Source organism: Streptomyces hainanensis (assembly GCF_004348415.1).
In the GTDB taxonomy this organism is placed as follows: domain Bacteria; phylum Actinomycetota; class Actinomycetes; order Streptomycetales; family Streptomycetaceae; genus Streptomyces; species Streptomyces hainanensis.
This window is the reverse complement of sequence record NZ_SMKI01000028.1, coordinates 1-21,369: the sequence shown is the minus strand read 5'-3', so window position 1 is coordinate 21,369 and position 21,369 is coordinate 1. Positions and strand designations below refer to the sequence as shown.

Annotated in this window: 38 protein-coding genes; 4 read left to right on the top strand and 34 right to left on the bottom strand. The window is 68.5% G+C overall.

Going from position 1 to position 21,369, the window contains the following annotated elements; genetic code table 11:
• Positions 1-282: 282 nt before the first annotated feature.
• Positions 283-687, top strand: coding sequence for a hypothetical protein (locus tag E1283_RS04520; RefSeq protein ID WP_243744590.1), 405 nt, complete (start codon positions 283-285; stop codon positions 685-687).
• 58 nt (positions 688-745) lie between these two features.
• On the opposite strand, the gene E1283_RS04515 is transcribed toward E1283_RS04520, so the two are convergent.
• From E1283_RS04515 to E1283_RS04505, 3 genes are all read right to left on the bottom strand, one after another.
• Positions 746-2,083: an RNA polymerase sigma factor gene (locus E1283_RS04515; RefSeq protein WP_132816545.1), complete on the bottom strand. Its 1,338-nt coding sequence runs from the start codon at positions 2,081-2,083 to the stop codon at positions 746-748.
• Positions 2,056-2,475, bottom strand: a complete 420-nt coding sequence (locus tag E1283_RS04510; protein WP_132816544.1) for a YciI family protein — start codon at positions 2,473-2,475, stop codon at positions 2,056-2,058. Before E1283_RS04510 ends, E1283_RS04515 begins: the two co-directional genes overlap by 28 nt.
• A 151-nt stretch (positions 2,476-2,626) precedes the next feature.
• The gene (locus E1283_RS04505) at positions 2,627-3,010 is read right to left on the bottom strand and encodes a MerR family transcriptional regulator (protein WP_132816553.1); all 384 of its coding nucleotides are present in this window, start codon (positions 3,008-3,010) and stop codon (positions 2,627-2,629) included.
• 54 nt (positions 3,011-3,064) lie between these two features.
• On the opposite strand from E1283_RS04505, the gene E1283_RS04500 reads away from it, so the two are divergent.
• The 3 genes from E1283_RS04500 to E1283_RS04490 all read left to right on the top strand — a co-directional run bounded on the left by E1283_RS04500 (position 3,065) and on the right by E1283_RS04490 (position 4,545).
• On the top strand, positions 3,065-3,808 hold the full coding sequence (locus tag E1283_RS04500; protein ID WP_132816543.1) for a siderophore-interacting protein: 744 nt from the start codon (positions 3,065-3,067) through the stop codon (positions 3,806-3,808).
• A gap of 84 nt (positions 3,809-3,892) precedes the next feature.
• Entirely contained in the window at positions 3,893-4,123 is a 231-nt protein-coding gene (locus E1283_RS04495; RefSeq protein ID WP_132816542.1) for a FitA-like ribbon-helix-helix domain-containing protein, read from the top strand.
• Positions 4,120-4,545: a type II toxin-antitoxin system VapC family toxin gene (locus E1283_RS04490; protein WP_132816541.1), complete on the top strand. Its 426-nt coding sequence runs from the start codon at positions 4,120-4,122 to the stop codon at positions 4,543-4,545. The genes E1283_RS04495 and E1283_RS04490 overlap by 4 nt, the downstream gene beginning before the upstream one ends.
• 83 nt (positions 4,546-4,628) lie before the next feature.
• Here E1283_RS04490 and rplQ read toward each other — a convergent pair whose 3' ends face one another.
• From rplQ to rpsJ, 31 genes are all read right to left on the bottom strand, one after another.
• The gene (rplQ, locus tag E1283_RS04485) at positions 4,629-5,171 is read right to left on the bottom strand and encodes a 50S ribosomal protein L17 (protein ID WP_132816540.1); all 543 of its coding nucleotides are present in this window, start codon (positions 5,169-5,171) and stop codon (positions 4,629-4,631) included.
• A 144-nt stretch (positions 5,172-5,315) separates the two neighbouring features.
• Positions 5,316-6,338 carry a DNA-directed RNA polymerase subunit alpha gene (locus E1283_RS04480; RefSeq protein ID WP_132816539.1) on the bottom strand — a complete coding sequence of 341 codons (1,023 nt, stop codon included), beginning with the start codon at positions 6,336-6,338 and terminating at the stop codon, positions 5,316-5,318.
• A gap of 113 nt (positions 6,339-6,451) precedes the next feature.
• Positions 6,452-7,078: a 30S ribosomal protein S4 gene (gene rpsD, locus E1283_RS04475; RefSeq protein WP_132816538.1), complete on the bottom strand. Its 627-nt coding sequence runs from the start codon at positions 7,076-7,078 to the stop codon at positions 6,452-6,454.
• A 26-nt stretch (positions 7,079-7,104) separates the two neighbouring features.
• Positions 7,105-7,509 carry a 30S ribosomal protein S11 gene (gene rpsK / locus E1283_RS04470; RefSeq protein ID WP_019433438.1) on the bottom strand — a complete coding sequence of 135 codons (405 nt, stop codon included), beginning with the start codon at positions 7,507-7,509 and terminating at the stop codon, positions 7,105-7,107.
• A 72-nt stretch (positions 7,510-7,581) separates the two neighbouring features.
• Positions 7,582-7,962: a 30S ribosomal protein S13 gene (gene rpsM, locus E1283_RS04465; RefSeq protein WP_132816537.1), complete on the bottom strand. Its 381-nt coding sequence runs from the start codon at positions 7,960-7,962 to the stop codon at positions 7,582-7,584.
• A 189-nt stretch (positions 7,963-8,151) separates the two neighbouring features.
• Positions 8,152-8,265: a 50S ribosomal protein L36 gene (gene rpmJ / locus E1283_RS04460; RefSeq protein ID WP_049567412.1), complete on the bottom strand. Its 114-nt coding sequence runs from the start codon at positions 8,263-8,265 to the stop codon at positions 8,152-8,154.
• 27 nt (positions 8,266-8,292) lie between these two features.
• Complete coding sequence (gene infA, locus E1283_RS04455; protein WP_004927214.1) at positions 8,293-8,514, bottom strand: translation initiation factor IF-1; 222 nt, start codon at positions 8,512-8,514, stop codon at positions 8,293-8,295.
• Positions 8,515-8,680: 166 nt separating this feature from the next.
• Positions 8,681-9,517: a type I methionyl aminopeptidase gene (gene map, locus E1283_RS04450; RefSeq protein ID WP_132816536.1), complete on the bottom strand. Its 837-nt coding sequence runs from the start codon at positions 9,515-9,517 to the stop codon at positions 8,681-8,683.
• A 23-nt stretch (positions 9,518-9,540) separates the two neighbouring features.
• A complete protein-coding gene (locus E1283_RS04445; RefSeq protein WP_132816535.1) occupies positions 9,541-10,197 on the bottom strand; it encodes an adenylate kinase in 657 nt (218 codons plus the stop codon).
• On the bottom strand, positions 10,197-11,519 hold the full coding sequence (secY, locus tag E1283_RS04440) for a preprotein translocase subunit SecY (protein ID WP_132816534.1): 1,323 nt from the start codon (positions 11,517-11,519) through the stop codon (positions 10,197-10,199). The genes E1283_RS04445 and secY overlap by 1 nt, the downstream gene beginning before the upstream one ends.
• Before the next feature lie 222 nt (positions 11,520-11,741).
• Entirely contained in the window at positions 11,742-12,227 is a 486-nt protein-coding gene (gene rplO / locus E1283_RS04435; protein ID WP_132816533.1) for a 50S ribosomal protein L15, read from the bottom strand.
• Between the two features lies 1 nt (position 12,228).
• On the bottom strand, positions 12,229-12,411 hold the full coding sequence (gene rpmD / locus E1283_RS04430; RefSeq protein ID WP_132816532.1) for a 50S ribosomal protein L30: 183 nt from the start codon (positions 12,409-12,411) through the stop codon (positions 12,229-12,231).
• Complete coding sequence (gene rpsE, locus E1283_RS04425; protein WP_113689461.1) at positions 12,411-13,013, bottom strand: 30S ribosomal protein S5; 603 nt, start codon at positions 13,011-13,013, stop codon at positions 12,411-12,413. The genes rpmD and rpsE overlap by 1 nt, the downstream gene beginning before the upstream one ends.
• A gap of 37 nt (positions 13,014-13,050) precedes the next feature.
• Positions 13,051-13,434, bottom strand: coding sequence for a 50S ribosomal protein L18 (gene rplR, locus E1283_RS04420; protein WP_132816531.1), 384 nt, complete (start codon positions 13,432-13,434; stop codon positions 13,051-13,053).
• Between the two features lie 2 nt (positions 13,435-13,436).
• Positions 13,437-13,976, bottom strand: coding sequence for a 50S ribosomal protein L6 (gene rplF / locus E1283_RS04415; RefSeq protein ID WP_132816530.1), 540 nt, complete (start codon positions 13,974-13,976; stop codon positions 13,437-13,439).
• Between the two features lie 22 nt (positions 13,977-13,998).
• A complete protein-coding gene (gene rpsH, locus E1283_RS04410) occupies positions 13,999-14,397 on the bottom strand; it encodes a 30S ribosomal protein S8 (protein WP_132816529.1) in 399 nt (132 codons plus the stop codon).
• A 107-nt stretch (positions 14,398-14,504) separates the two neighbouring features.
• Complete coding sequence (locus E1283_RS04405) at positions 14,505-14,690, bottom strand: type Z 30S ribosomal protein S14 (RefSeq protein WP_120674283.1); 186 nt, start codon at positions 14,688-14,690, stop codon at positions 14,505-14,507.
• A gap of 3 nt (positions 14,691-14,693) precedes the next feature.
• Positions 14,694-15,263, bottom strand: coding sequence for a 50S ribosomal protein L5 (gene rplE, locus E1283_RS04400; protein ID WP_132816528.1), 570 nt, complete (start codon positions 15,261-15,263; stop codon positions 14,694-14,696).
• Positions 15,263-15,586, bottom strand: a complete 324-nt coding sequence (gene rplX, locus E1283_RS04395) for a 50S ribosomal protein L24 (protein WP_132816527.1) — start codon at positions 15,584-15,586, stop codon at positions 15,263-15,265. Before rplX ends, rplE begins: the two co-directional genes overlap by 1 nt.
• Before the next feature lie 2 nt (positions 15,587-15,588).
• Positions 15,589-15,957, bottom strand: coding sequence for a 50S ribosomal protein L14 (gene rplN, locus E1283_RS04390; protein WP_059012876.1), 369 nt, complete (start codon positions 15,955-15,957; stop codon positions 15,589-15,591).
• A 4-nt stretch (positions 15,958-15,961) separates the two neighbouring features.
• The gene (rpsQ, locus tag E1283_RS04385) at positions 15,962-16,243 is read right to left on the bottom strand and encodes a 30S ribosomal protein S17 (RefSeq protein ID WP_132816526.1); all 282 of its coding nucleotides are present in this window, start codon (positions 16,241-16,243) and stop codon (positions 15,962-15,964) included.
• Positions 16,243-16,497, bottom strand: coding sequence for a 50S ribosomal protein L29 (gene rpmC, locus E1283_RS04380; RefSeq protein WP_132816525.1), 255 nt, complete (start codon positions 16,495-16,497; stop codon positions 16,243-16,245). The genes rpsQ and rpmC overlap by 1 nt, the downstream gene beginning before the upstream one ends.
• The gene (gene rplP / locus E1283_RS04375) at positions 16,497-16,916 is read right to left on the bottom strand and encodes a 50S ribosomal protein L16 (protein WP_132816524.1); all 420 of its coding nucleotides are present in this window, start codon (positions 16,914-16,916) and stop codon (positions 16,497-16,499) included. Before rplP ends, rpmC begins: the two co-directional genes overlap by 1 nt.
• A 4-nt stretch (positions 16,917-16,920) precedes the next feature.
• Positions 16,921-17,769 carry a 30S ribosomal protein S3 gene (gene rpsC, locus E1283_RS04370; protein WP_132816523.1) on the bottom strand — a complete coding sequence of 283 codons (849 nt, stop codon included), beginning with the start codon at positions 17,767-17,769 and terminating at the stop codon, positions 16,921-16,923.
• Entirely contained in the window at positions 17,769-18,116 is a 348-nt protein-coding gene (rplV, locus tag E1283_RS04365) for a 50S ribosomal protein L22 (RefSeq protein WP_132816552.1), read from the bottom strand. The genes rpsC and rplV overlap by 1 nt, the downstream gene beginning before the upstream one ends.
• 40 nt (positions 18,117-18,156) lie before the next feature.
• A complete protein-coding gene (gene rpsS / locus E1283_RS04360; protein WP_132816522.1) occupies positions 18,157-18,438 on the bottom strand; it encodes a 30S ribosomal protein S19 in 282 nt (93 codons plus the stop codon).
• A gap of 12 nt (positions 18,439-18,450) precedes the next feature.
• Complete coding sequence (gene rplB, locus E1283_RS04355; protein ID WP_132816521.1) at positions 18,451-19,287, bottom strand: 50S ribosomal protein L2; 837 nt, start codon at positions 19,285-19,287, stop codon at positions 18,451-18,453.
• A gap of 38 nt (positions 19,288-19,325) precedes the next feature.
• The gene (rplW, locus tag E1283_RS04350; protein ID WP_132816520.1) at positions 19,326-19,664 is read right to left on the bottom strand and encodes a 50S ribosomal protein L23; all 339 of its coding nucleotides are present in this window, start codon (positions 19,662-19,664) and stop codon (positions 19,326-19,328) included.
• Positions 19,664-20,332: a 50S ribosomal protein L4 gene (rplD, locus tag E1283_RS04345; protein ID WP_132816519.1), complete on the bottom strand. Its 669-nt coding sequence runs from the start codon at positions 20,330-20,332 to the stop codon at positions 19,664-19,666. The genes rplW and rplD overlap by 1 nt, the downstream gene beginning before the upstream one ends.
• Before the next feature lie 7 nt (positions 20,333-20,339).
• Entirely contained in the window at positions 20,340-20,984 is a 645-nt protein-coding gene (rplC, locus tag E1283_RS04340) for a 50S ribosomal protein L3 (RefSeq protein WP_132816518.1), read from the bottom strand.
• 17 nt (positions 20,985-21,001) lie between these two features.
• Positions 21,002-21,310 carry a 30S ribosomal protein S10 gene (rpsJ, locus tag E1283_RS04335; RefSeq protein WP_016473429.1) on the bottom strand — a complete coding sequence of 103 codons (309 nt, stop codon included), beginning with the start codon at positions 21,308-21,310 and terminating at the stop codon, positions 21,002-21,004.
• Positions 21,311-21,369 lie beyond the last annotated feature (59 nt).

Sequence of the window (21,369 nt, the reverse complement as noted above, 5' to 3'; positions counted from 1 at the left end):
ACAGCCGGGGCGCCCACCTGGTTGAACGCTGCAATATCGAATAGCGCTATTTGCTGTCGCGAATAGCCAATTCAGCAACGGGGGATGATCGCCCAGTCCCGCAGAGATACCGCCTTCACGGACAAACCTCCTGCTCTTGAGGAAGATTTGAGGTAAGGGCGACGCACCCGACCCCCAAGTTCCCGGAAACACTCAACTCACTTTCTTTACAAGCGAAAACCCTGCGGCTACGCTCTCGCCAACCCGCCGACCACGGGTGAACAAGGCAGAAAAGGAAGTCGTGTGCGTAAGCCATCGAAGAGAACCGCGCTGCGCGTGTTCGTCATCGCCCTCGCCGCACTGCTGATGCCGGTGCTGGCCTCGCCCAGCGCCTCCGCCGTGAACTGGGACCACCAGATGCACACGGACGACGGGGACCCGGGCGGACGTCTCCGGTTCGCCTCCTACGGGGACATCGTCCAGATCTGCGACATCGAGGCCGACGGGTGGGCGGTCAACGTGCAGGTCTATGACACGGTGCACGGCTACAACGTCGACGAGTTCAGCGTCGGCGGAAACGGGAACTGCAAGACCCACCGCGCGTCCAACGGGTACAACCTCGTCGAGGGTCGCTACTACCGGTTCACCGTCGCGTTGAAGAACGGGTACGGGCTCCAGTACCACGACTACGGGACCTGGAAGGCCTGAGCCGCCCCCCAGAACGCGTCGGTGCCCGCTCCCCTCCCCTGAGGGCGGGCACCGACGCTCACCCCGTGAGCGCCGCGGCCTTCCGCAGCAGCACCGCCCGCTCGCGGACGTTGCCGCACAGCCTGGCCGCCAACTCCAGCTCCGCCCGGGCCTCGGCGGCGCGGCCGAGCCGCGCCAGCAGCTCGCCGCGCACGCTCGGCAGCAGGTGCGACCCCGAGAGGCGGCCCGCGACGGCCAGTTCGTCCACCAGGGCCAGGGCCGGCCCCGGGCCACTCGCCATGGCCACGGCGACCGCCCGGTTCAGCTCCACGACGGGCGAGGGCGCCACCCGGCCGAGCGCCTCGTAGAGCAGCACGATCCGCTCCCAGTCGGTCTCCGCCACGGACCCGGCCGACGCGTGGCAGGCCGCGATCGCCGCCTGCAACCCGTACGGGCCCAGCCCACGCCCCACGGCCGCGGCCCGGCCGAGCGCGGCCAGGCCGCGGCGGATCGCCGACCGGTCCCAGAGCCGGCGGTCCTGGTCCTCCAGCAGCACCGCCTCACCGTCGGGGCCGACCCGGGCCGGGAAGCGCGCCGCGGTGAGTTCGCAGAGCGCGAGCAGCCCGTGCGCCTCCGGCTCGTCGGGCAGCAGCGCGACCAGCGTCCTCGCCAGCCGGATCGCCTCGTACCCGAGGTCCGTGCGCAGCAGCCGATCCCCGCCGGTGGCCGTGGACGCCTCGGTGAAGATCACGTACAGCACGCTCAGCACGCCGCCGAGCCGCGCCCGCCGCTCGTCGGCCGGCGGCAGCGCGAACGGCACCCCGGCCGCGGCGATCGTCTTCTTCGCCCGGGTGATCCTGGCCTGGACCGTCGGCACGGGCACCAGGAAGGCCCGGGCGATCTCCTCGCTCGACAGGCCGCCGACCGTGCGCAGCGTCAGCGCCACCCGGGCCTCCGGCGAGAGCACCGGATGGCAGGCGACGAAGACCAGCGCCAGGACGTCGTCCTCGACCCGGTCCGGGTCCCACGGCAGCTCGACCGAGCCACCCCGCGGGGGCGCCGCCGCCCCGGAGGTCGCCTCGCCCTCGGCGAGCTGGCCGGCCAGCAGGGCGTACCGCTCGTCCAGCGCGGACCGGCGGCGGAACGCGTCGATGGCGCGGCGGCGGGCCGTCGCGAGCAGCCAGCCGACCGGGTTCGCCGGCTCGCCGTCCCGCGCCCAGGAGACGAGCGCCTCCGCCACGGCCTCCTGCGCGACGTCCTCGGCGAGCGCGAAGTCGCCGGTGTAGCGGGCCAGCGCGCCGACGATCCGGGCCGACTCGATGCGCCACACGGCCTCGACGGCCCGCCGCGCCGGCTCGGCGCCCGGCCCGCCGTCGGGCGCCCCGCGGCTCAGAGCTGGCCCGTCCGCTCGCGCCACGCCCGCTCCCTGACGATCCACTCGTTGTCCTGCGGGAACTCGTCGATGGACGGCACGCGCCGGATCTCGCACTTCGAGCCGGGGACGGCCGGGATCCGCTTCGCCCACTCGACGGCCTCCTCCTTGGACGCCACGTCCAGCACGTAGAAGCCGCCGAACAGCTCCTTCGTCTCGCCGTAGGGGCCGTCGGTGACCACCGGCGTCTCGCCGCCGAAGTCGACCACCACGCCCTGGGACGGGTCGTCCAGGCCCTCGGCGGCCACGAGCACCCCGGCCTTGATCAACTCGTCGTTGAAGCGGCCCATCGTCTCCAGCATCTCCTCGAAGGGCTTCTCCATCATCGCGGCCATCGACTCGTCCGTGCCGCGCATGATCAGCATGTACTTCGCCATCGTCGATCGTCTCCTCGACTTCGCGTCTCCGGGTCGCCGTTTCCGACCCTCTCACCCCCAGGTCGAACGACGGCACCGCCGATCGACACGGCGGACGGGGAATTCCGAGAAACCTTCTCGCGGGACACCGGAACCGCTGCCCGCCGCGCGCTCAGTCCTGCGGGATGCGCGCCTCGATCGTCGCCCTGGCGCGCGGGCACTCGTCGAAGGGCAGCGGGCACTCCAGCACCTCCTCGATGAGGCGCTTGGCCGCCTGGGCCCGGGCGATCCGCTCGACGAGCCGGGCGTGGTGGTGCCGGAGCAGCGACCGACGGTCCCCCAGGTCGTTCACGGCGGCGAGCAGGTCCCGCAGGTCGCCGAGGCCGAGGCCGGCCTCCTTGCCGATCTGGATCATGGCCACCCGCCGCAGCTCTTCGACGCCGTACCGCCGCTGGCCGCCGGGGGCACGGTCGGGGACGAGCAGACCGACGCTCTCCCAGTGCCGCAGCACATGGGTCGCGAGACCGAACCGGCCGGCCAACTCGCCGATGCTCATGTCGACTTCCGCGCCACTTGACTTCATGTGCACATTAACCAGCACGGTGAAGGCATGCGTAAACCCGAGCCCGCCACCCGACGGTCGATCAGTGACCGGTTCCTGCTGGGTGGAACCGTCGAGGACGTCACCCCGCTCACGCCCCGCACCCGCCGGATCAGGATCGGCGGCGTGGGCGGCGCGGGCGCGCGCGAGCTGGTCTGGCGGCCCGGCCAGCACGTCCGCGTCCTGGTCGGCGACCCCGGCACGGCACGGGCCTGGATGACGGGCTTCCGCGACCTGCTGCGCAGCTACTCCGTCTGGGACCACGACGCCCGCGCCGGCACGCTCGACCTGTGCGTCCTCGACCACGGCGACGACGGCCCCGGCGTCCGCTGGGCCCGGCGGGTCCGGGTCGGCCAGCGGGTCGCGTTCACCCGCCCCGAGGGGCGCGTCGTCCTCGACCGGCACGCGCCCCACCACCTGTTCGTCGGCGACGAGACGGCGTCGGTCGCGTTCCGCCCCATGCTCCAGACCCTGCCGGCCACGGCCCGCGTCCACGGCGTGATCGGGGTGGCCGCCCCCGAGGACCGCCTGCCGCTGCCGCGCGCCGACGAGCTCCACTGGATCTACGGCCGACCGCTCGCCGACGCCGTCCACGCGCTCGACCTGCCGGCCGAGCCGGGCGTGGCCTACGTCGCCGGTGAGGCCCACACCTGCCAGGCGGTACGCCGGCACCTCACCCGGACCCTCGGCTGGCCCCGCCGGTCCGTCATCGTCAAACCCTTCTGGGCCCCGGGCCGCCGCGGCCTGGACTGAGAAACGCGACCGGGCGACCGCGGCACGCCACGCAGGTGCAGTCAACAGCAGCACTTTGCATGCATCGATGGCACAACGATGGACATGACTGCCGTAACGATCCGAGGGGTCCCCGACGACGCGCTCGCCGCGCTCAAGGTCAAGGCCGTCCGCTCGGGGAAGTCACTACAGGCGTACCTCCGTGACCTGGTCACCAGGGACGCCGCCACGCCACCCCTCCAGGACTTGGTGGCCCGCATGCGCGACGTCGCCAGCGCCGACCTCTCCGACACGGATGTCAGCGCCGTCATCGACGACGGCAGGGAACGGCGTTGATCGTCGTCGACTGTTCGGCGTTGGTCCACGCCCTGGCAGACACCGGGCATCGGGGCAGGGCTGTTCGGGAACGACTCGACCAGGAGGACGCGCTGGCCGCTCCCAGCCTCCTGGACACGGAGATCCTCTCCGCCCTGGTGCGGTTGGCCAGGAGGAGCGGCTCGGGTATCCCACCCCGGATCAGCCAGCGCGACCGCGACAAGGCCATGGACATCTACCGGCAACTGCCGCTGCAACGCCACGAGGTGCCCACCCTCTGGCCTCGAATGGTCCAGCTCGCGTCGGACCTCTCCGTCCACGACGCGGCCTACACGGCACTCGCCGAAGCGCTGTCCGTTCCCCTCGTCACCAGCGATGCCCGCATCGCACGTGGCTACGGTGGAACGGGTGGGGCCTCACGCTGTCTCATCGAAACCCTCTGATCCCCCGCTGATCCCCCGCCAACGGCGACTGCCCGCTCCCCTCACGGTGAGGGAAGCGGGCAGCACGGGAACCGCGACGCGTGTCAGGCGTCCTTCTCGTCCTTGGACTCGCCCTTGGTCTCCTCGGCCGCCTCGTCGGCGGCCTCGTTGACGACCTCGGTCTCGTCGTCGGCCTTCGACAAGTCGGCGTTGGCCTTCGACTCGTCGGCCTCCTTCACCGCGCGGCGGGTGGCGGCCTCGGCCTCGCCGACGGCGGCCTGCTGCACGGTCAGGGCCTCGACCAGCTCGATCACGGCCATCGGGGCGTTGTCGCCACGACGCGGACCGATCTTGGTGATCCGGGTGTAGCCGCCCGGACGGTTGGCGAACTTCGGGCCGATCTCCGTGAAGAGCGTGTGCACGATGCTCTTGTCGGTGATCGTCTGCATCACCTGGCGACGGTTGTGCAGGTCGCCCTTCTTCGCCTTGGTGATCAGACGCTCGGCCACCGGGCGCAGCCGGCGGGCCTTGGCCACGGTGGTGGTAATGCGACCGTGCTCGAACAGCGCCGTGGCGAGGTTCGCGATCATCAGCCGCTCGTGGGCGGGGCTGCCGCCCAGCCTGCGGCCCTTGGTGGGCGTAGGCATAGCTCTCTCCTGTCGTATCTGCGCCGGCCGTGTCAGGTACCGACGTCAGTCATGGCGCCCGGGTGGATCCCGAACACCGGCCACCGGCCGTACCAGGTACCGGTGACGGTGGGCCCGGGAGCGGAGCTCCCGGGCCGGTGCGGCCTAGTACTGCTCGGTCTCCGCGAAGCCGGTGTCGCCGTCGTCGTCGGCGCCGAAGGCGTCGGCGGCGGTGGTCGGGTCGAATCCGGGCGGGCTGTCCTTCAGGGCCAGGCCCATGCCGGCCAGCTTCGCCTTGACCTCGTCGATCGACTTGGCGCCGAAGTTGCGGATGTCCAGCAGGTCCGCCTCGGAGCGGGCGACCAGCTCGCCGACCGAGTGGATGCCCTCCCGCTTGAGGCAGTTGTAGGAGCGGACCGTGAGCTCCAGCTCCTCGATCGGCAGCGCCAGGTCGGCGGCGAGCGCCGCGTCCGTCGGGGACGGGCCCATGTCGATGCCCTCGGCGTCGACGTTGAGCTCGCGGGCCAGGCCGAACAGCTCGACCAGCGTCTTGCCGGCGGACGCCATGGCGTCACGCGGCCGCATGGCCTCCTTGGTCTCGACGTCGACGATCAGCTTGTCGAAGTCGGTCCGCTGCTCGACGCGGGTGGCCTCCACCTTGTAGGTGACCTTCAGCACCGGGCTGTAGATCGAGTCCACCGGGATCCGGCCAATCTCCTGGCCGAGCTGCTTGTTCTGCACCGCGGAGACGTAGCCGCGACCGCGCTCGACGGTCAGCTCCATCTCCAGCTTGCCCTTGTTGTTCAGGGAGGCCAGCACCAGGTCGGGGTTGTGCACCTCGACGCCGGCCGGCGGGGCGATGTCCGCCGCGGTGACCAGACCCGGACCCTGCTTGCGCAGGTACATCACGACCGGCTCGTCGTGCTCCGAGGAGACGACCAGCTGCTTGATGTTCAGGATCAGGTCGGTGACGTCCTCCTTGACGCCCGGCACGGTGGTGAACTCGTGCAGCACGCCGTCGACGCGGATGCTGGTGACGGCGGCGCCGGGGATGGAGGACAGCAGGGTCCGGCGCAGCGAGTTGCCGAGGGTGTAGCCGAAGCCCGGCTCCAGCGGCTCGATCACGAACCGGGAGCGGAACTCGTCGACGACCTCTTCGGTCAGGGAGGGGCGCTGAGCGATCAGCATGGGTTACGACTCCAGTCTCCGGCACCCACTATTTGATGCCGGACCAGACGACACAGCGATGGTTCGAGGGTAAGGGCGGGACCGGCCGAACCGGCCGACCCCGCCCACCTCGGTTACTTCGAGTACAGCTCGACGATCAGCTGCTCCTGCACCTGGGTGTCGATCACCTGGCGCTCGGGCAGCGAGTGGACGAGGATCCGCAGCGACGACGGAACCGACTCCAGCCACGCCGGAACGGTCTTGTCGCCGGCCTCCGCCTGGGCCACCTGGAAGGGGGTCAGGGTGCGGGAGGACTCGCGGACCTCGATGATGTCGTTCGGCGACACCCGCGCGGACGGGATGTCGAGCTTCCGGCCGTTGACCGTGATGTGGCCGTGCCGGACGAGCTGCCTGGCGTGGTCGCGGGACTTGGCGAAGCCGGCCCGGTAGACCACGTTGTCCAGACGGGACTCGAGGATGCGCAGCAGGTTCTCACCGGTCTTGCCGGACTGCCGGTTGGCCTCGTTGTAGTACCCGCGGAACTGCTTCTCGAGGACACCGTAGATCCGCGCGCACTTCTGCTTCTCACGCTTCTGCAGCAGGTACTCGCTGTCCTTGGTGCGCCCGCGCCCGTGCTCACCCGGGGGGTAAGGACGGATCTCGATCGGGCACTTCGCGCTCTCGCACTTCGCTCCCTTGAGGAAGAGCTTCTGCTTCTCCCGACGGCAACGCTTGCAGTCGGCCCCGGTGTAACGCGCCATAGTCTTTGTCTCCTACTTCACTTCGCTCAGACGCGGCGGCGCTTCGGCGGGCGGCAGCCGTTGTGCGGGGTCGGGGTGACGTCCTGGATCGAACCGACCTCGAGGCCGGTGGCCTGGAGGGAACGGATCGCGGTCTCACGGCCGGAGCCGGGACCCTTCACGAAGACGTCCACCTTGCGCATGCCGTGCTCCTGGGCACGACGCGCGGCGTTCTCCGCGGCCATCTGGGCGGCGAACGGCGTGGACTTCCGGGAGCCCTTGAAGCCGACGTGGCCGGCCGAGGCCCAGGAGATCACGTTGCCGGACGGGTCGGTGATCGAGACGATGGTGTTGTTGAACGTGCTCTTGATGTGGGCGTGCCCGTGAGCGACGTTCTTCTTTTCCTTGCGGCGCACCTTCTTGGCGCCGGCAGTACGGCCCTTTGGCGGCATCTGCTTGGTTTCTCCCCTGGAGGTGGTCGGTCCTGCTTACCGGACCGCTGGACGAGCGTGATCCGGTGCGGACTACTTCTTGCCCGGCTTCTTCTTGCCGGCGATCGCGCGACGCGGGCCCTTGCGGGTACGCGCGTTGGTCTTGGTGCGCTGGCCGTGGACGGGCAGGCCACGGCGGTGCCGCAGCCCCTCGTAGCAGCCGATCTCGACCTTGCGACGAATGTCGGCCTGGATCTCGCGACGGAGGTCACCCTCGGTCTTGATGTTGGCGTCCACGTACTCGCGGAGCTTGACGAGGTCCTCCTCGCCAAGATCGCGGACGCGGGTGTCCGGGTTCACCCCGGTGCTGGCCAACGTCTCCTGGGCAAGGGTGCGCCCGATGCCGAAGACGTAGGTGAGGGCTACCTCGACGCGCTTCTCGCGCGGGAGGTCGACGCCTGCGAGGCGTGCCATGATGCGTGGCTCCTGATGATCGTTGGAGGTCTGCCGCAGCACCGTTCCCGGCCTGGCGAGCCGGGTCCCCGGCCTCCGCCGGGGGTGTCGTCCCCGCGCGACTCACGGCGCGAGGGGTCGGGTGACTGCGATTCTCTTGTCTGATTGCGTCGCGCGAAGCTTGCTGCGATGCGTGCGGGTGGTCGGCGATCAGCCCTGGCGCTGCTTGTGGCGCAGGTTCTCGCAGATCACCATGACCCGGCCGTGACGGCGGATCACCTTGCACTTGTCGCAGATCTTCTTGACGCTCGGCCTGACCTTCATGGCTTCTGAGGTTCTCCGGGTCTCGGTCTACTTGTAGCGGTAGACGATCCGCCCGCGCGTCAGGTCGTAGGGAGAGAGCTCCACCACGACCCGGTCGTCGGGAAGGATACGGATGTAGTGCATCCGCATCTTGCCGCTGATGTGCGCGAGGACCTGGTGGCCATTCTGAAGCTCCACCCTGAACATCGCGTTCGGGAGAGATTCGACGACCGTGCCCTCGATCTCGATGGCCCCTTGTTTTTTGGCCATACTTGAGCGCTTCACCTTCCGGGATCGGCTACCTGGATGGCTCCGCGCACACAAAAAGGAGGGTGCACAGAACCGACTCATCAGGGTACGGCACCCCACCCGAAAAGACCAATCAGACCTATCCAGGGAACCTTCCCCCGGACGAAGATCTTTAAGCCGACGACCTCTAGGCCAACGGATCGGGAGCGGCTGTCACGCCGAGCTCGGCCAGCCTGGCCCGACCGCCGTCCGGGGCGGTGAGCACGAGGGGGCCGGCCTCGGTGAGCGCCACCGAGTGCTCCCAGTGCGAGGCCCAGGTGCCGTCGTTGGTCTTGACCGTCCACTCGTCGGCCAACACGTGGGTCTTGGGGGTGCCGAGCGTGATCATGGGCTCGATCGCCAGGCAGAACCCGGGCACGAACCGCGGGCCGCGGCCGCGCCTGCGGTCCACGTAGTTCAGCAGGTGCGGGTCCATGTGCATCTCGCTGCCGATGCCGTGGCCGCCGTAGTCCTCGACGATGCCGTACTTCCCGGAGGCCGGGCGGGGCTGGCGCCGGATGAAGCTCTCGACGGCCTTGGAGACGTCCACCAGGCGGTTGCCCTTGCGGAACGCGGCGATGCCGGCCCACAGGGACGCCTCGGTCACCTGGCTGAGCTCGACGAGCTCGGGGCCGTGCCCCTCGCCGACCAGCACCGTGATCGCGGCGTCCGCGTGCCAGCCGTCGATGATCGCGCCGGCGTCGATCGAGATCACGTCGCCGGAGCTCAGGACCGTCTCCCGGTCGGGGATGCCGTGGACCACGACGTCGTTGACCGAGGTACAGATCGTCGCGGGAAAGCCGCCGTAGCCCAGGAAGTTGGGCTTGGCGCCGTGCTCCGCCAGGGTCTGGGCCGCGACGTCGTCGAGGTCCTTGGTGCTGGCACCCGGCACGGCCGCCTCGGCCGTCCTGCGGTGTATCTCCGCGACGACCAGGCCGGCGGCCCGCATCTTCGCGATCTGCTCGGGAGTCTTGATCTCCACCATCGGTACGAAGTGCCCTCTCCCCGTCAGACCGCGCGCTCGGGGAGGGCGGCCAGCGCCCGCCGGGTCACCTCGGGCACCGGGGCCAGGGCCGGGATCGTGACGACCAGACCCTGTTCCCGGTAGTAGTCGATGATCGGCTCGGTCTCCTCGTGGTAGATCGCGAGCCGCTTGCGGACGGTCTCCTCCTGGTCGTCGTCGCGCTGGTACAGCTCGCCGCCGCACTCGTCGCAGACGCCCTCCGCCTTCGGCTGCTTGTACTCCACGTGGAAGGTGTGGCTGCTGTCCTTGCGGCAGGTGCGGCGGCCGGCGATGCGCTTGACCACCTCGTCCTCGGGGACCTCCAGGTCCAGCACGGCGTCGAGCCGCAGCCCCTGCTCCACCAGCAACGCGTCCAGGGCCTTGGCCTGGCCGATGTTGCGGGGAAAGCCGTCCAGCAGGAATCCGTCCTCGGCGTCCGGTTTCGCCATCCGGTCCGCGGCCATCGCGATGGTGACCTCGTCGGGCACCAGCCCGCCGGAGCGCAGGATCGACTCGACCTGGCGGCCGAGCTCCGTGCCCTGGCTGATGTTGGCGCGGAAGAGGTCACCGGTGGAGATGTGCGGAATGTCCAGGCGCTGGGCGAGCAGCGCGGCCTGCGTGCCCTTGCCCGCGCCCGGCGGACCGACGAGGACGATTCGCATCAGCGGAGGAACCCTTCGTAGTTGCGCTGGTGGAGCTGGCTCTCGATCTGCCGCACCGTCTCCAGGCCGACACCCACGATGATGAGGATCGAGGTGCCACCGAAGGGGAAGTCCTGCTGAGCGTCGAACATCACCAGCGCCACGGTGGGCACCAGGGCGATCAGGCCGAGGTAGAGCGATCCGGGCCAGGTGATGCGGTTCAGCACGTAGCTCAGGTACTCGACCGTCGGCCGACCCGCCCGGATGCCCGGGATAAAACCACCATACTTCTTCATGTTTTCGGCCACCTCTTCGGGGTTGAAGGTGATGGCCACGTAGAAGAACGCGAAGAAGACGATGAGCAGGAAGTACGTGACGATGTAGTACGGGTGGTCGCCACCGGCGAAGTACCGGTTGATCCAGTCCGCCCAGCCCGCGTCGGAGCCGGCGAACTGCACCAGCAGCTGCGGGATGTAGAGCAGCGAGGAGGCGAAGATCACCGGGATCACACCGGCCTGGTTGACCTTGAGCGGGATGTAGGTCGAGGTGCCGCCGTACGAGCGCCTACCGATCATGCGCTTCGCGTACTGCACGGGGATCCGGCGTTGGGCCAGCTCGACGAAGAGCACCAGGCCCACCATGGCCAGACCGCAGAGCACGACGACACCGAACTCGATCCAGCCGTCGGCGAGGCTGCCCTGCTGCTTGATCTGCCACATGGCGCCCGGGAAACCGGCCGCGATGGACACGAACATCAGCATGGACATGCCGTTACCGATACCCCGGTCCGTGATCAGCTCACCCATCCACATGATGAGCGCGGTCGCGGAGGTGAGGGCGATCACCATCACCAGCGTGGTGAAGATCGAATCGGACGGGATGATGTCGTTCGCCACCGTGCACTGGGGGAACAGGGTGCCACTGCGGGCGGTCGCCACCAGACCCGTGGCCTGGAGCACCGCCAGCGCCATGGTGAGATAGCGGGTGTACTGCGTGATCTTCGCCTGGCCTGCCTGGCCCTCCTTCTTCAGGGCCTCGAGCCGCGGGATCACCACGACCAGCAGTTGGAGGATGATGCTCGCCGTGATGTACGGCATGATCCCCAGGGCGAAGATGGTCAACTGGAGCAGCGCGCCGCCGCTCAACACGTTGACCAGACCGAACAGGCCGGAGCCCGCCCCCGCGGCGTCCGCCTCCTTCACGCACTGATCGACATTCTGGAAGCTGACGCCCGGCACCGGCACATGTTGTCCAAGCCGGAACAGCACGACGATGCCTAGGGTGAAGAGCAGCTTCTTACGCAGATCCGGCGTCTGGAACGCCCGGGCGAACGCGGTGAGCACGGCTCCTCCAGCGCCTCCCACGCCTGCGACGCGAGAGGTTCGGTCTTGAAGTCCAATGAATGACAGAACTAGGGGACAACTACGTGTGGAACAGCCACGCCCCGGAAAGGCGCAACCGACGCAACCTTACCGGCGGATACGCCAAGCCGGAACGACTGACCGGGGATGCCCAAGAAGCGGGCACCCCCGGTCACTCACGTTTCCGACCTACCGAACGCCGGTTCAGGAACGCTCGGTGACGGTGCCGCCGGCAGCGGTGATCTTCTCCCTGGCGGAGCCGGAGACGGCATCCACCGTCACCGTCAGCGCCACGGAGATCTCGCCGGTGCCGAGCACCTTGACCAGTTCGTTCTTCCGAACCGCGCCCTTGGCCACCAGGTCCGCGACGGTGACCTCGCCACCCTCCGGGTAGAGCAGCGCCAGCCGGTCCAGGTTGACCACCTGGAACTGCTTGTGGGCGATGCTCTTGAAGCCCTTCATCTTGGGCAGGCGCTGCAACAGCGGCAGCTGGCCACCCTCGAATCCGACCCGAACCTGGTAGCGGGCCTTGGTGCCCTTGGTGCCGCGACCGGCGGTCTTGCCCTTGGACGCCTCGCCACGACCCACCCGGATCTTGGCCTTCTTGGCGCCCGGGGCCGGACGCAGGTCGTGGAGCTTGAGCGGCGCGCTCTCCGCGCTCTCAGGGGTTCCCTTGGCGAGCTCCGCCATCTCAGTCCACCTCCTCGACCGTCACCAGATGCCGCACGGTGTTCGCCATGCCGCGGATCTCCGGGCGGTCATCCTTGACGACCACGTCGTTGATACGCCGCAGCCCGAGCGAGCGCAGCGTCTCCCTGTGGTTCTGCTTGCTCCCGATCCGGGACTTCACCTGCGTGATCTTCAGCTGCGCCATCACGCACCCACTCCGGCACGCGCCCGGAGCAGCGCCGCCGGGGCGACGTCCTCGAGCGGCAGACCGCGGCGGGCCGCGATCTCCTCGGGACGCTGCAGGCCCTTCAGCGCGGCCACCGTGGCGTGCACGATGTTGATCGGGTTCGACGAGCCGAGCGACTTGCTCAGCACGTCGTGGATGCCCGCGCACTCCAGGACGGCGCGCACCGGGCCACCGGCGATCACACCGGTACCGGGGGAGGCCGGCTTCAGCAGCACGACGCCCGCCGCCTCCTCACCCTGGATCGGGTGCGGGATGGTGCCCTGGATACGGGGGACCTTGAAGAAGTGCTTCTTGGCCTCCTCCACACCCTTGGCGATGGCGGCCGGCACCTCCTTGGCCTTGCCGTAACCGACACCGACGGTGCCGTCACCGTCGCCCACCACGACAAGCGCGGTGAAGCTGAAGCGACGACCACCCTTCACAACCTTGGCGACGCGGTTGATCGCGACGACGCGCTCGACGTACGCGGTCTTCTCGGCGGCGGCGCCGCCGTCCCGACCCTTACGGTCCCGCCGCTCGCCGCCACCGGCGCCGCCACCGCGGCGCTGTGGTCCAGCCATGGGAATTACCTCTCTCGATTGCTCGGACGGGACCGGCTCAGAACTTGAGCCCCGCCTCGCGGGCGGCGTCGGCCAGCGCGGCGACGCGCCCGGCGTACTTGTTACCGCCGCGGTCGAACACGACGGCCTCGACACCGGCCGCCTTGGCGCGCTCCGCGACCAGGGCGCCGACCTTCTTGGCCTGCGCGCTCTTGTCGCCCTCGCCGCCACGGATCGACACGTCGAGCGACGAGGCCGAGGCCAGCGTGTGGCCCGCGGTGTCGTCGATGACCTGCGCCACCATGTGACGGTTGGAACGGGTGACGACCAGGCGCGGACGCTCGGGGCTCCCCGAGATCTTCTTGCGGATGCGGATGTGCCGGCGCTTGGCCGCCACCCGCTTCCTGGCGTCGCCCTTGGCGATCTTCAGTCCGTATGCCATGGCTACTTACCAGCCTTTCCGACCTTGCGGCGGATGACTTCGCCCTCGTACTTGACGCCCTTGGCCTTGTACGGGTCGGGCTTGCGCAGCTTACGGATCTTCGCCGCGACCTCGCCCACCTTCTGCTTGTCGATGCCCTCGACGCTGAACCGCGTCGGGTTCTCGACCTTGAAGGTGATGCCCTCCGGCGGCTCGACCAGGATCGGGTGGCTGTAACCCAGGGAGAACTCGAGGTTGCTCCCCTTGGCCTGGACGCGGTAACCGACGCCGCTGATCTCGAGCTTCTTGATGTACCCCTGGGTCACGCCGACGATCATGTTGTCGACCAGCGTGCGGGACAGGCCGTGCAGAGCACGGTTGCGGTTCTCGTCGTTGGGGCGGGTCACCAGGATGGTGCCGTCCTCAGCCCGTGCCACCTCGATGGGCGCGGCGACGGTGTGCGCGAGGGCACCCTTGGGGCCCTTCACCTCCACCGTGCGGCCGTCGATGGTCACGTCCACGCCGGCGGGAACCGGGATGGGCTGCTTGCCGATGCGCGACATGGCTCTTCCTCCGTTCCCTTCGTCACCAGACGTAGGCGAGGACTTCCCCACCCACGCCCTTCTTCTGCGCCTGCTTGTCCGTGAGCAGCCCGTTGGACGTGGAGATGATCGCCACGCCCAGGCCACCGAGAACCCTCGGCAGGCTGGTGGACTTCGCGTACACCCGCAGGCCCGGCTTCGAGATCCGCTTGATGCCGGCGATCGAGCGCTCGCGGTTGGGGCCGTACTTCAGCTCCAGAACGAGGGCCTTGCCCACCTGGGCGTCCTCGGTCTTCCAGCCGGTGATGTAGCCCTCCTGCTGGAGGATCTCCGCGATGTGCGTCTTGATCTTGCTGTGCGGCATCACGACGCTGTCGTGGTACGCCGAGTTCGCGTTACGCAGACGTGTCAACATGTCTGCGATCGGGTCGGTCATGGTCATAAAACGGCCTTTGGCCTCTCTCGCCGGGGTTTCCTCGCGGGTGTCCGGGCGCGGTGTTCGGAAACACCGCCGCCCGGACACCCGCGGGACCTACGGCGTAGTAGGTGTTACCAGGAGCTCTTGGTGACGCCCGGCAGCTCGCCACGGTGCGCCATCTCACGAAGGCACACGCGGCAGAGGCCGAACTTGCGGTACACGGAGTGCGGCCGGCCGCAGCGCTGGCAGCGCGTGTAGGCACGCGCGCTGAACTTCGGCTTCCGGGCGGCCTTGGCGATCAGAGCCTTCTTCGCCATGGTTCACGCCTCCTTGAACGGGAATCCGAGGAGACGCAGCAGGGTGCGGCCCTCATCGTCGGTGTTCGCCGTGGTGACCACGGTGATGTCCATGCCTCGGACCCGGTCGATCTGGTCCTGGTCGATCTCATGGAACATGACCTGCTCGGTCAGGCCGAACGTGTAGTTGCCACGACCGTCGAACTGCTTCGGCGACAGACCGCGGAAGTCACGAATCCGCGGCAGCGCCAGCGACAGCAGCCGGTCGAGGAACTCCCACATCCGGTCGCCGCGCAGTGTGACGTGCGCACCGATCGGCATGCCCTCGCGCAGCTTGAACTGCGCGATGGACTTGCGGGCCTTGGTCACGGTCGGCTTCTGGCCGGTGATCGTGGCGAGGTCGCGGACGGCCCCGTCGATCAACTTGGAGTCGCGGGCGGCGTCGCCCACACCCATGTTGACCACGATCTTGGTCAGACCGGGAACCTGCATGACGTTGGCGTACTTGTACTCGTCACGCAGCTTGCCGGCGATCTCCTCGCGGTACCGCGTCTTCAGACGCGGCACGCTGGTGGTCGGGGTAGCAGTGGTCATCAGATGTCCTCACCGGTCCGCCGGGCAACGCGGATCTTGTTGCCGTTGTCGTCGAAGCGGTAGCCGACGCGGGTGGTGACCTTCTTGCCGTCCTTCTCCACCACGAGCGCGACGTTGCTCACGTGGATCGGGGCTTCGGTGGTGATGATGCCACCGGTCTTGGAACCACGGGCGGTCGTGCCGGCCTTGGTGTGCTTCTTGACCCGGTTGACACCCTCGACCAGGACGCGGTCCTCGCGGGGGTAGGCCACGATGACCTTGCCCTGCTTGCCCCTGTCCTTGCCGGTGATGACCTGAACCAGGTCGCCCTTCTTGATCTTCATGCTCACAGCACCTCCGGCGCGAGCGAGATGATCTTCATGAACTTCTTCTCGCGCAGTTCACGGCCGACGGGGCCGAAGATACGGGTGCCTCGGGGGTCGCCGTCATTCTTGAGGATGACGGCGGCGTTCTCGTCGAACCGGATGTACGAACCGTCGGGCCGACGGCGCTCCTTGACGGCGCGCACGACGACCGCCTTGACGACGTCACCCTTCTTGACGTTGCCGCCCGGGATCGCGTCCTTGACGGTGGCGACGATCACGTCGCCAATGCCCGCGTAACGGCGACCGGATCCGCCCAGAACACGGATGCAGAGAATCTCCTTCGCACCCGTGTTGTCGGCGACACGCAGTCGCGACTCCTGCTGGATCATGTCGTTACTTCGCCTTCTCCAGAATCTCCACGACGCGCCAGCGCTTGGTAGCGGACAGCGGCCGGGTCTCCATCAGGAGAACGCGGTCACCCACACCCGCGGCGTTCTGCTCGTCATGCGCCTTGAGCTTGTTGGTGCGGCGGATGATCTTGCCGTACAGGGCGTGCTTGACCCGGTCCTCGACAGCGACAACGACGGTCTTGTCCATCTTGTCGCTGACGACCAGACCCTCACGCGTCTTCCGCCGGCCGCGCTCGGTCGTCTCAGTCACAGTGCTCTCACTCATCAGGCGCTCTCCACCGCCTCGGCAGCCTCGGCCGGCTCCGCCACCGTCTCGATGCCGAGCTCACGCTCGCGCATCAGGGTGTAGACCCGGGCGATGTCATGTCGCACGGCCTTCAGCCGGCTGTTGTTCTCCAGCTGACCGGTCGCCGCCTGGAAGCGGAGGCGGAACAGCTCCTCCTTCGCCTCGCGCAGCTTCACAACGAGTTCCTCGTTGTTCAGCTCGCGCAGCTCGGAGACCTTGGTACCGGCTGCCATCACGCCTCACCTGCCTCGCGCCGAACGATCCGGCACTTCATCGGAAGCTTGTGCGCGGCGCGGATCAGCGCCTCACGAGCGATCTTCTCGTTGGGGTAGGAGAGCTCGAACATCACGCGCCCGGGCTTGACGTTCGCGACCCACCACTCCGGCGAACCCTTACCGGAACCCATGCGGGTCTCGGCGGGCTTCTTGGTCAGCGGGCGGTCCGGGTAGATGTTGATCCACACCTTGCCGCCACGCTTGATGTGCCGGGTCATCGAGATACGCGCGGCCTCGATCTGCCGGTTGGTGACGTACGCGGCGGTCACGGCCTGGATGCCGTACTCGCCGAACGAGACCTCGGTGCCACCCTTGGCCTTGCCACTGCGCTTCGGGTGGTGCTGCTTGCGGTACTTGACCTTGCGAGGAATCAGCATGGTCTCAGCTCTCCGATCCGGTGGTGCTCTCGCCGGCCGGAGCGGCAGCCGGAGCCTCGGCCTTGGGAGCCTCGGCGGCGGGCGCACCCTGCTGCTGCTGCGGACGACGGCCGCGGCCACCGCGCTCGCCACGACCACCACGGGCCGGACGGTCGCCACCGCCGCCGGGGCCACGGGCCGGGCGGTTGCCGGCGCGGGCGGCGGCGTTCTCGGCCCGGACCTCGGCGATGTTCTTCACGTCGCCCTTGTAGATCCAGACCTTCACGCCGATCCGGCCGAAGGTGGTGCGGGCCTCGAAGAAGCCGTAGTCCACGTTCGCGCGGAGCGTGTGCAGCGGCACCCGGCCCTCGCGGTAGAACTCGGAGCGGGACATCTCGGCGCCGCCGAGACGACCGCCGCACTGGATCTTGATGCCCTTGGCGCCGGCCTTCAGCGTGCTCTGCATCGACTTGCGCATGGCACGCCGGAAGGAGACGCGGGAGGACAGCTGCTCGGCGACCGCCTGGGCCACCAGCTGGGCGTCCAGCTCGGGGTTCTTGACCTCGAGGATGTTGAACTGGATCTGCTTGCCGGTCAGCTTCTCCAGGTTGCCGCGGAGGCGGTCGGCCTCCGCGCCGCGGCGGCCGATGACGATGCCCGGCCGGGCGGTGTGGACGTCGACGCGGACCCGGTCCCGGGTGCGCTCGATCTCCACCTTGGAGATGCCGGCCCGCTCCATGCCCTGGGTGAGCATGCGACGGATCGCGACGTCTTCCTTGACGTAGTCCTTGTAGAGCTTGTCGGCGTACCAGCGCGACTTGAAGTCGGTTGTGATGCCGAGACGGAACCCGTGCGGGTTTACCTTCTGGCCCATTACCGGGTTCCTTCCTTGCTGCTGACAACCACCGTGATGTGGCTGGTCCGCTTACGGATCCGGTAGGCGCGGCCCTGGGCGCGCGGCCGGAACCGCTTCAGGGTCGGACCCTCGTCGACGTACGCCTCGCTGACGTACAGGTTGTCGACGTCCGTGTGGTTGTAGTTGTGCGCGGCGTTGGCGATGGCGCTGTCAAGCACCTTGCCCACGGGCACGCTGGCGGCCTGCGGGGCGAAGCGCAGGACCGCCTGGGCCTCCGTGGCGTTCTTGCCACGGATGAGGTCCACCACACGGCGGGCCTTCATGGGCGTGACGCGGATGTACCGCGCGATAGCCCTGGCTTCCATGGTTGTCCCTTCGGTGTCGGTCATGGTCTGCGATCCCCGCTCAGCGCCGACGTGACTTGCGGTCGTCCTTGACGTGGCCGCGGAACGTACGGGTGGGGGCGAACTCGCCGAGCTTGTGGCCGACCATCGACTCGGTGACGAACACCGGGATGTGCTTGCGGCCGTCATGCACCGCGATCGTGTGGCCCAGCATGTCCGGGACGATCATCGAGCGGCGAGACCAGGTCTTGATGACGTTCTTGGAACCGGATTCGTTCTGTGCGTCCACCTTCTTGATCAGGTGGTCGTCGACGAATGGTCCCTTCTTGAGACTGCGCGGCATCGAAACCTGCTCCTAGCGCTTCTTGTTCGTCTTGCGGCGGCGGATGATGTACTTGTTGCTGGCCTTCTTCGGCGCGCGCGTCCGGCCTTCCTTCTTGCCCCAGGGCGAGACCGGGTGGCGACCACCCGAGGTCCGGCCCTCGCCACCGCCGTGCGGGTGGTCGACGGGGTTCATCACGACACCGCGGACGCTCGGGCGAACGCCCTTCCAGCGCATCCGGCCGGCCTTGCCCCAGTTGATGTTCGACTGCTCGGCGTTGCCGACCTCACCGACCGTGGCGCGGCACCGCACGTCGACGAGACGGATCTCGCCGGACGGCATGCGCAGGTGGGCCATGCGGCCCTCCTTGGCCAGCAGCTGCACGGAGGCACCGGCGGAACGGGCGAACTTCGCGCCGCCACCGGGCTGCAACTCGATCGCGTGGATCACGGTACCGACCGGGATGTTGCGCAGCGGCAGGTTGTTGCCCGGCTTGATGTCCGCGCCGGCGCCGTTCTCCACCCGGTCGCCCTGCCGCAGGTTCGCGGGGGCGATGATGTACCGCTTCTCGCCGTCCGCGTAGTGCAGGAGCGCGATCCGCGCGGTGCGGTTCGGGTCGTACTCGATGTGCGCGACCTTGGCCGGCACGCCGTCCTTGTCGTGCCGACGGAAGTCGACGACGCGGTAGGCGCGCTTGTGCCCGCCGCCCTGGTGTCGGACGGCCACACGACCGGCGTTGTCCCGGCCACCCTTGCTGTGCAGGGGGCGGACCAGCGACTTCTCCGGCGTGGACCGCGTGACCTCGACGAAGTCGGCGACGCTGGCGCCGCGACGGCCCGGAGTCGTCGGCTTGTACTTGCGGATTCCCATTTCTTAGTCCTCGTCCGGTATCGGACGGACCGGCTCCCCTATGAGAGGACCGGACCGCCGAAGATGTCGATGCTGTCGCCCTCGGCGAGGGTCACGATGGCGCGCTTGGTGTCGGCGCGCTTGCCGTAGCCGGTCTTGGTGCGCTTGCGCTTGCCCTGCCGGTTGATCGTGTGGACCGACACGACCTTGACCGAGAAGACCGCCTGGACGGCCTGCTTGATCTGGGTCTTGTTGGCGCGCGGGTCGACGACGAACGTGTACTTGTTCTCGTCGAGCAGCGCGTAGCTCTTCTCCGACACCACGGGCTTCAGCAGCACGTCGTGCGGGGAGGTGAACTCCTTGCTGGAGATGACCTCGGCGACGATGGCGTCGCTCATCAGGCTTCACTCCCCTCGGACTTGTCGAGCGCCACCTTGACGGTGCCGATCGGGCCGGCCACGAAGCGGTCGAAGGCGGCCTTGGTGAAGACGACGTCGTCGGAGTCGAGCACGTCGTACGTGTTCAGCTGGCCCGGGTCGATGATGTGGACCTGGGGCAGGTTGCGGGCCGACAGCCAGGCGGTGTTGTCCGCGCGGTCGGCGACCAGCAGCAGCTTCTTGCGGTCGCTGATCTTCGCGAACAGGCCGCGCGCCGACCTGGTGGAGACGTCGCCGTCCACCACGCCGGTGACGACGTGGATCCGCTCGTGCCGCGCCCGGTCGGTGAGGGCGCTGCGCAGGGCGGCGGCCTTCATCTTCTTCGGGGTGCGCTGGGTGTAGTCCCGCGGCACGGGACCGTGCACGACGCCACCGCCGGTGAACTGCGGGGCGCGGACGGAACCCTGGCGGGCCCGGCCGGTGCCCTTCTGGCGGTACGGCTTCTTGCCACCACCGCGGACCTCGCCGCGGCTCTTGGCCTTGTGCGTGCCCTGACGGGCCGCGGCCAGCTGCGCGACGACGACCTGGTGCATCAGCGGAACGCTGATGCGCGCGTCGAAGATCTCCCCGGGGAGTTCGACGGTTCCGGTCTTGTCGCCAGCGGGCGAAAGGATGTCAACGGTGCTCATGGATCCCTCAAGCCCCCTTGGCCGCGGTACGGACCAGGACGAGGCCGCCGTTGGGGCCGGGCACCGCGCCCTTGATGAGCAGCAGGCCCTTCTCCGCGTCAACGGCGTGGACGGTCAGGTTCTGGGTGGTCACGCGCTCGTTGCCGGCGCGACCGGCCATGCGCAGACCCTTGAACACGCGGCCCGGGGTGGCGCAGCCACCGATGGAGCCGGGCGAACGGTGCTTGCGCTGGGTGCCGTGCGAGGCACCGAGGCCGGCGAAGCCGTGGCGCTTCATGACACCGGCGGTGCCCTTGCCCTTGCTGGTGCCGGTCACATCGACCTTGACGCCGGAGTCGAACACCTCGGCCGTGACCTCCTGGCCGAGGGTGTACTCGCTGGCGTCGCCGGTCCGCAGCTCGACCAGGTGGCGGCGCGGGGTGACGTCGGCCTTGGCGAAGTGGCCCTTGAGGGGCTTGTTCACCTTGCGCGGGTCGATCTCGCCGTAGGCGATCTGGACGGCGGAGTAGCCGTCACGGTCATCGGTGCGCACCTGGGTAACGACGCAGGGGCCGGCCTTGACCACGGTCACCGGGACGATGCGGTTGTTCTCGTCCCAGACCTGGGTCATGCCGAGCTTCTCGCCCAGGACACCCTTGATCTGCTTGGTCATCTTCGCTCCCCGGCCCCTCAGAGCTTGATCTCGATGTCGACGCCGGCCGGAAGGTCCAGGCGCATCAACGAGTCAACGGTCTTGGGGGTGGGGTCGAGGATGTCGATCAGACGCTTGTGGGTGCGCATCTCGAAGTGCTCGCGCGAATCCTTGTACTTGTGCGGCGACTTGATGACGCAGTACACGTTCTTCTCAGTGGGCAGCGGCACCGGGCCCGCGACCGACGCACCCGTGCGGGTCACCGTCTCGACGATCTTCTTCGCCGAGTTGTCGATGACCTCGTGGTCGTAGGCCTTGAGCCGGATGCGGATCTTCTGTCCCGCCATGGCTACTTCGTAGTCCTGTCTCTTTGTTTACCGCCCTGGCCCCCGGATTTCGGCCCTTC

What these genes read in the sequence shown, in the direction of transcription:
- rplQ (WP_132816540.1), bottom strand. Translation starts at nt 5,171, where the DNA reads ATGCCTACGCCCACCAAGGGCCGCAGGCTGGGCGGCAGCCCCGCCCAC.
- rpsJ (WP_016473429.1), bottom strand. Translation starts at nt 21,310, where the DNA reads ATGGCGGGACAGAAGATCCGCATCCGGCTCAAGGCCTACGACCACGAG.
- rpsD (WP_132816538.1), bottom strand. Translation starts at nt 7,078, where the DNA reads ATGGCGCGTTACACCGGGGCCGACTGCAAGCGTTGCCGTCGGGAGAAG.
- rpsH (WP_132816529.1), bottom strand. Translation starts at nt 14,397, where the DNA reads ATGACCATGACCGACCCGATCGCAGACATGTTGACACGTCTGCGTAAC.
- E1283_RS04445 (WP_132816535.1), bottom strand. Translation starts at nt 10,197, where the DNA reads ATGCGAATCGTCCTCGTCGGTCCGCCGGGCGCGGGCAAGGGCACGCAG.
- infA (WP_004927214.1), bottom strand. Translation starts at nt 8,514, where the DNA reads ATGGCCAAAAAACAAGGGGCCATCGAGATCGAGGGCACGGTCGTCGAA.
- E1283_RS04495 (WP_132816542.1), top strand. Translation starts at nt 3,893, where the DNA reads ATGACTGCCGTAACGATCCGAGGGGTCCCCGACGACGCGCTCGCCGCG.
- rpsK (WP_019433438.1), bottom strand. Translation starts at nt 7,509, where the DNA reads ATGCCGCCAAAGGGCCGTACTGCCGGCGCCAAGAAGGTGCGCCGCAAG.
- E1283_RS04500 (WP_132816543.1), top strand. Translation starts at nt 3,065, where the DNA reads ATGCGTAAACCCGAGCCCGCCACCCGACGGTCGATCAGTGACCGGTTC.
- E1283_RS04505 (WP_132816553.1), bottom strand. Translation starts at nt 3,010, where the DNA reads ATGAGCATCGGCGAGTTGGCCGGCCGGTTCGGTCTCGCGACCCATGTG.
- rplO (WP_132816533.1), bottom strand. Translation starts at nt 12,227, where the DNA reads ATGGCGGAGCTCGCCAAGGGAACCCCTGAGAGCGCGGAGAGCGCGCCG.
- rplP (WP_132816524.1), bottom strand. Translation starts at nt 16,916, where the DNA reads ATGCTGATTCCTCGCAAGGTCAAGTACCGCAAGCAGCACCACCCGAAG.
- E1283_RS04510 (WP_132816544.1), bottom strand. Translation starts at nt 2,475, where the DNA reads ATGGCGAAGTACATGCTGATCATGCGCGGCACGGACGAGTCGATGGCC.
- rplV (WP_132816552.1), bottom strand. Translation starts at nt 18,116, where the DNA reads ATGGAAGCCAGGGCTATCGCGCGGTACATCCGCGTCACGCCCATGAAG.
- rpsQ (WP_132816526.1), bottom strand. Translation starts at nt 16,243, where the DNA reads ATGAGTGAGAGCACTGTGACTGAGACGACCGAGCGCGGCCGGCGGAAG.
- rplW (WP_132816520.1), bottom strand. Translation starts at nt 19,664, where the DNA reads ATGAGCGACGCCATCGTCGCCGAGGTCATCTCCAGCAAGGAGTTCACC.
- rplR (WP_132816531.1), bottom strand. Translation starts at nt 13,434, where the DNA reads ATGGCATACGGACTGAAGATCGCCAAGGGCGACGCCAGGAAGCGGGTG.
- rpsE (WP_113689461.1), bottom strand. Translation starts at nt 13,013, where the DNA reads ATGGCTGGACCACAGCGCCGCGGTGGCGGCGCCGGTGGCGGCGAGCGG.
- rpmD (WP_132816532.1), bottom strand. Translation starts at nt 12,411, where the DNA reads ATGGCGCAGCTGAAGATCACGCAGGTGAAGTCCCGGATCGGGAGCAAG.
- map (WP_132816536.1), bottom strand. Translation starts at nt 9,517, where the DNA reads ATGGTGGAGATCAAGACTCCCGAGCAGATCGCGAAGATGCGGGCCGCC.
- rplX (WP_132816527.1), bottom strand. Translation starts at nt 15,586, where the DNA reads ATGAAGATCAAGAAGGGCGACCTGGTTCAGGTCATCACCGGCAAGGAC.
- rplN (WP_059012876.1), bottom strand. Translation starts at nt 15,957, where the DNA reads ATGATCCAGCAGGAGTCGCGACTGCGTGTCGCCGACAACACGGGTGCG.
- rplE (WP_132816528.1), bottom strand. Translation starts at nt 15,263, where the DNA reads ATGACCACTGCTACCCCGACCACCAGCGTGCCGCGTCTGAAGACGCGG.
- rpsM (WP_132816537.1), bottom strand. Translation starts at nt 7,962, where the DNA reads ATGGCACGCCTCGCAGGCGTCGACCTCCCGCGCGAGAAGCGCGTCGAG.
- rpsC (WP_132816523.1), bottom strand. Translation starts at nt 17,769, where the DNA reads ATGGGCCAGAAGGTAAACCCGCACGGGTTCCGTCTCGGCATCACAACC.
- E1283_RS04405 (WP_120674283.1), bottom strand. Translation starts at nt 14,690, where the DNA reads ATGGCGAAGAAGGCTCTGATCGCCAAGGCCGCCCGGAAGCCGAAGTTC.
- rplD (WP_132816519.1), bottom strand. Translation starts at nt 20,332, where the DNA reads ATGAGCACCGTTGACATCCTTTCGCCCGCTGGCGACAAGACCGGAACC.
- rplC (WP_132816518.1), bottom strand. Translation starts at nt 20,984, where the DNA reads ATGACCAAGCAGATCAAGGGTGTCCTGGGCGAGAAGCTCGGCATGACC.
- rpsS (WP_132816522.1), bottom strand. Translation starts at nt 18,438, where the DNA reads ATGCCGCGCAGTCTCAAGAAGGGACCATTCGTCGACGACCACCTGATC.
- rplB (WP_132816521.1), bottom strand. Translation starts at nt 19,287, where the DNA reads ATGGGAATCCGCAAGTACAAGCCGACGACTCCGGGCCGTCGCGGCGCC.
- rpmC (WP_132816525.1), bottom strand. Translation starts at nt 16,497, where the DNA reads ATGGCAGCCGGTACCAAGGTCTCCGAGCTGCGCGAGCTGAACAACGAG.
- rplF (WP_132816530.1), bottom strand. Translation starts at nt 13,976, where the DNA reads ATGTCGCGCATCGGCAAGCAGCCCATCCCGGTTCCCGCCGGCGTGGAC.
- E1283_RS04480 (WP_132816539.1), bottom strand. Translation starts at nt 6,338, where the DNA reads ATGCTGATCGCTCAGCGCCCCTCCCTGACCGAAGAGGTCGTCGACGAG.
- rpmJ (WP_049567412.1), bottom strand. Translation starts at nt 8,265, where the DNA reads ATGAAGGTCAGGCCGAGCGTCAAGAAGATCTGCGACAAGTGCAAGGTG.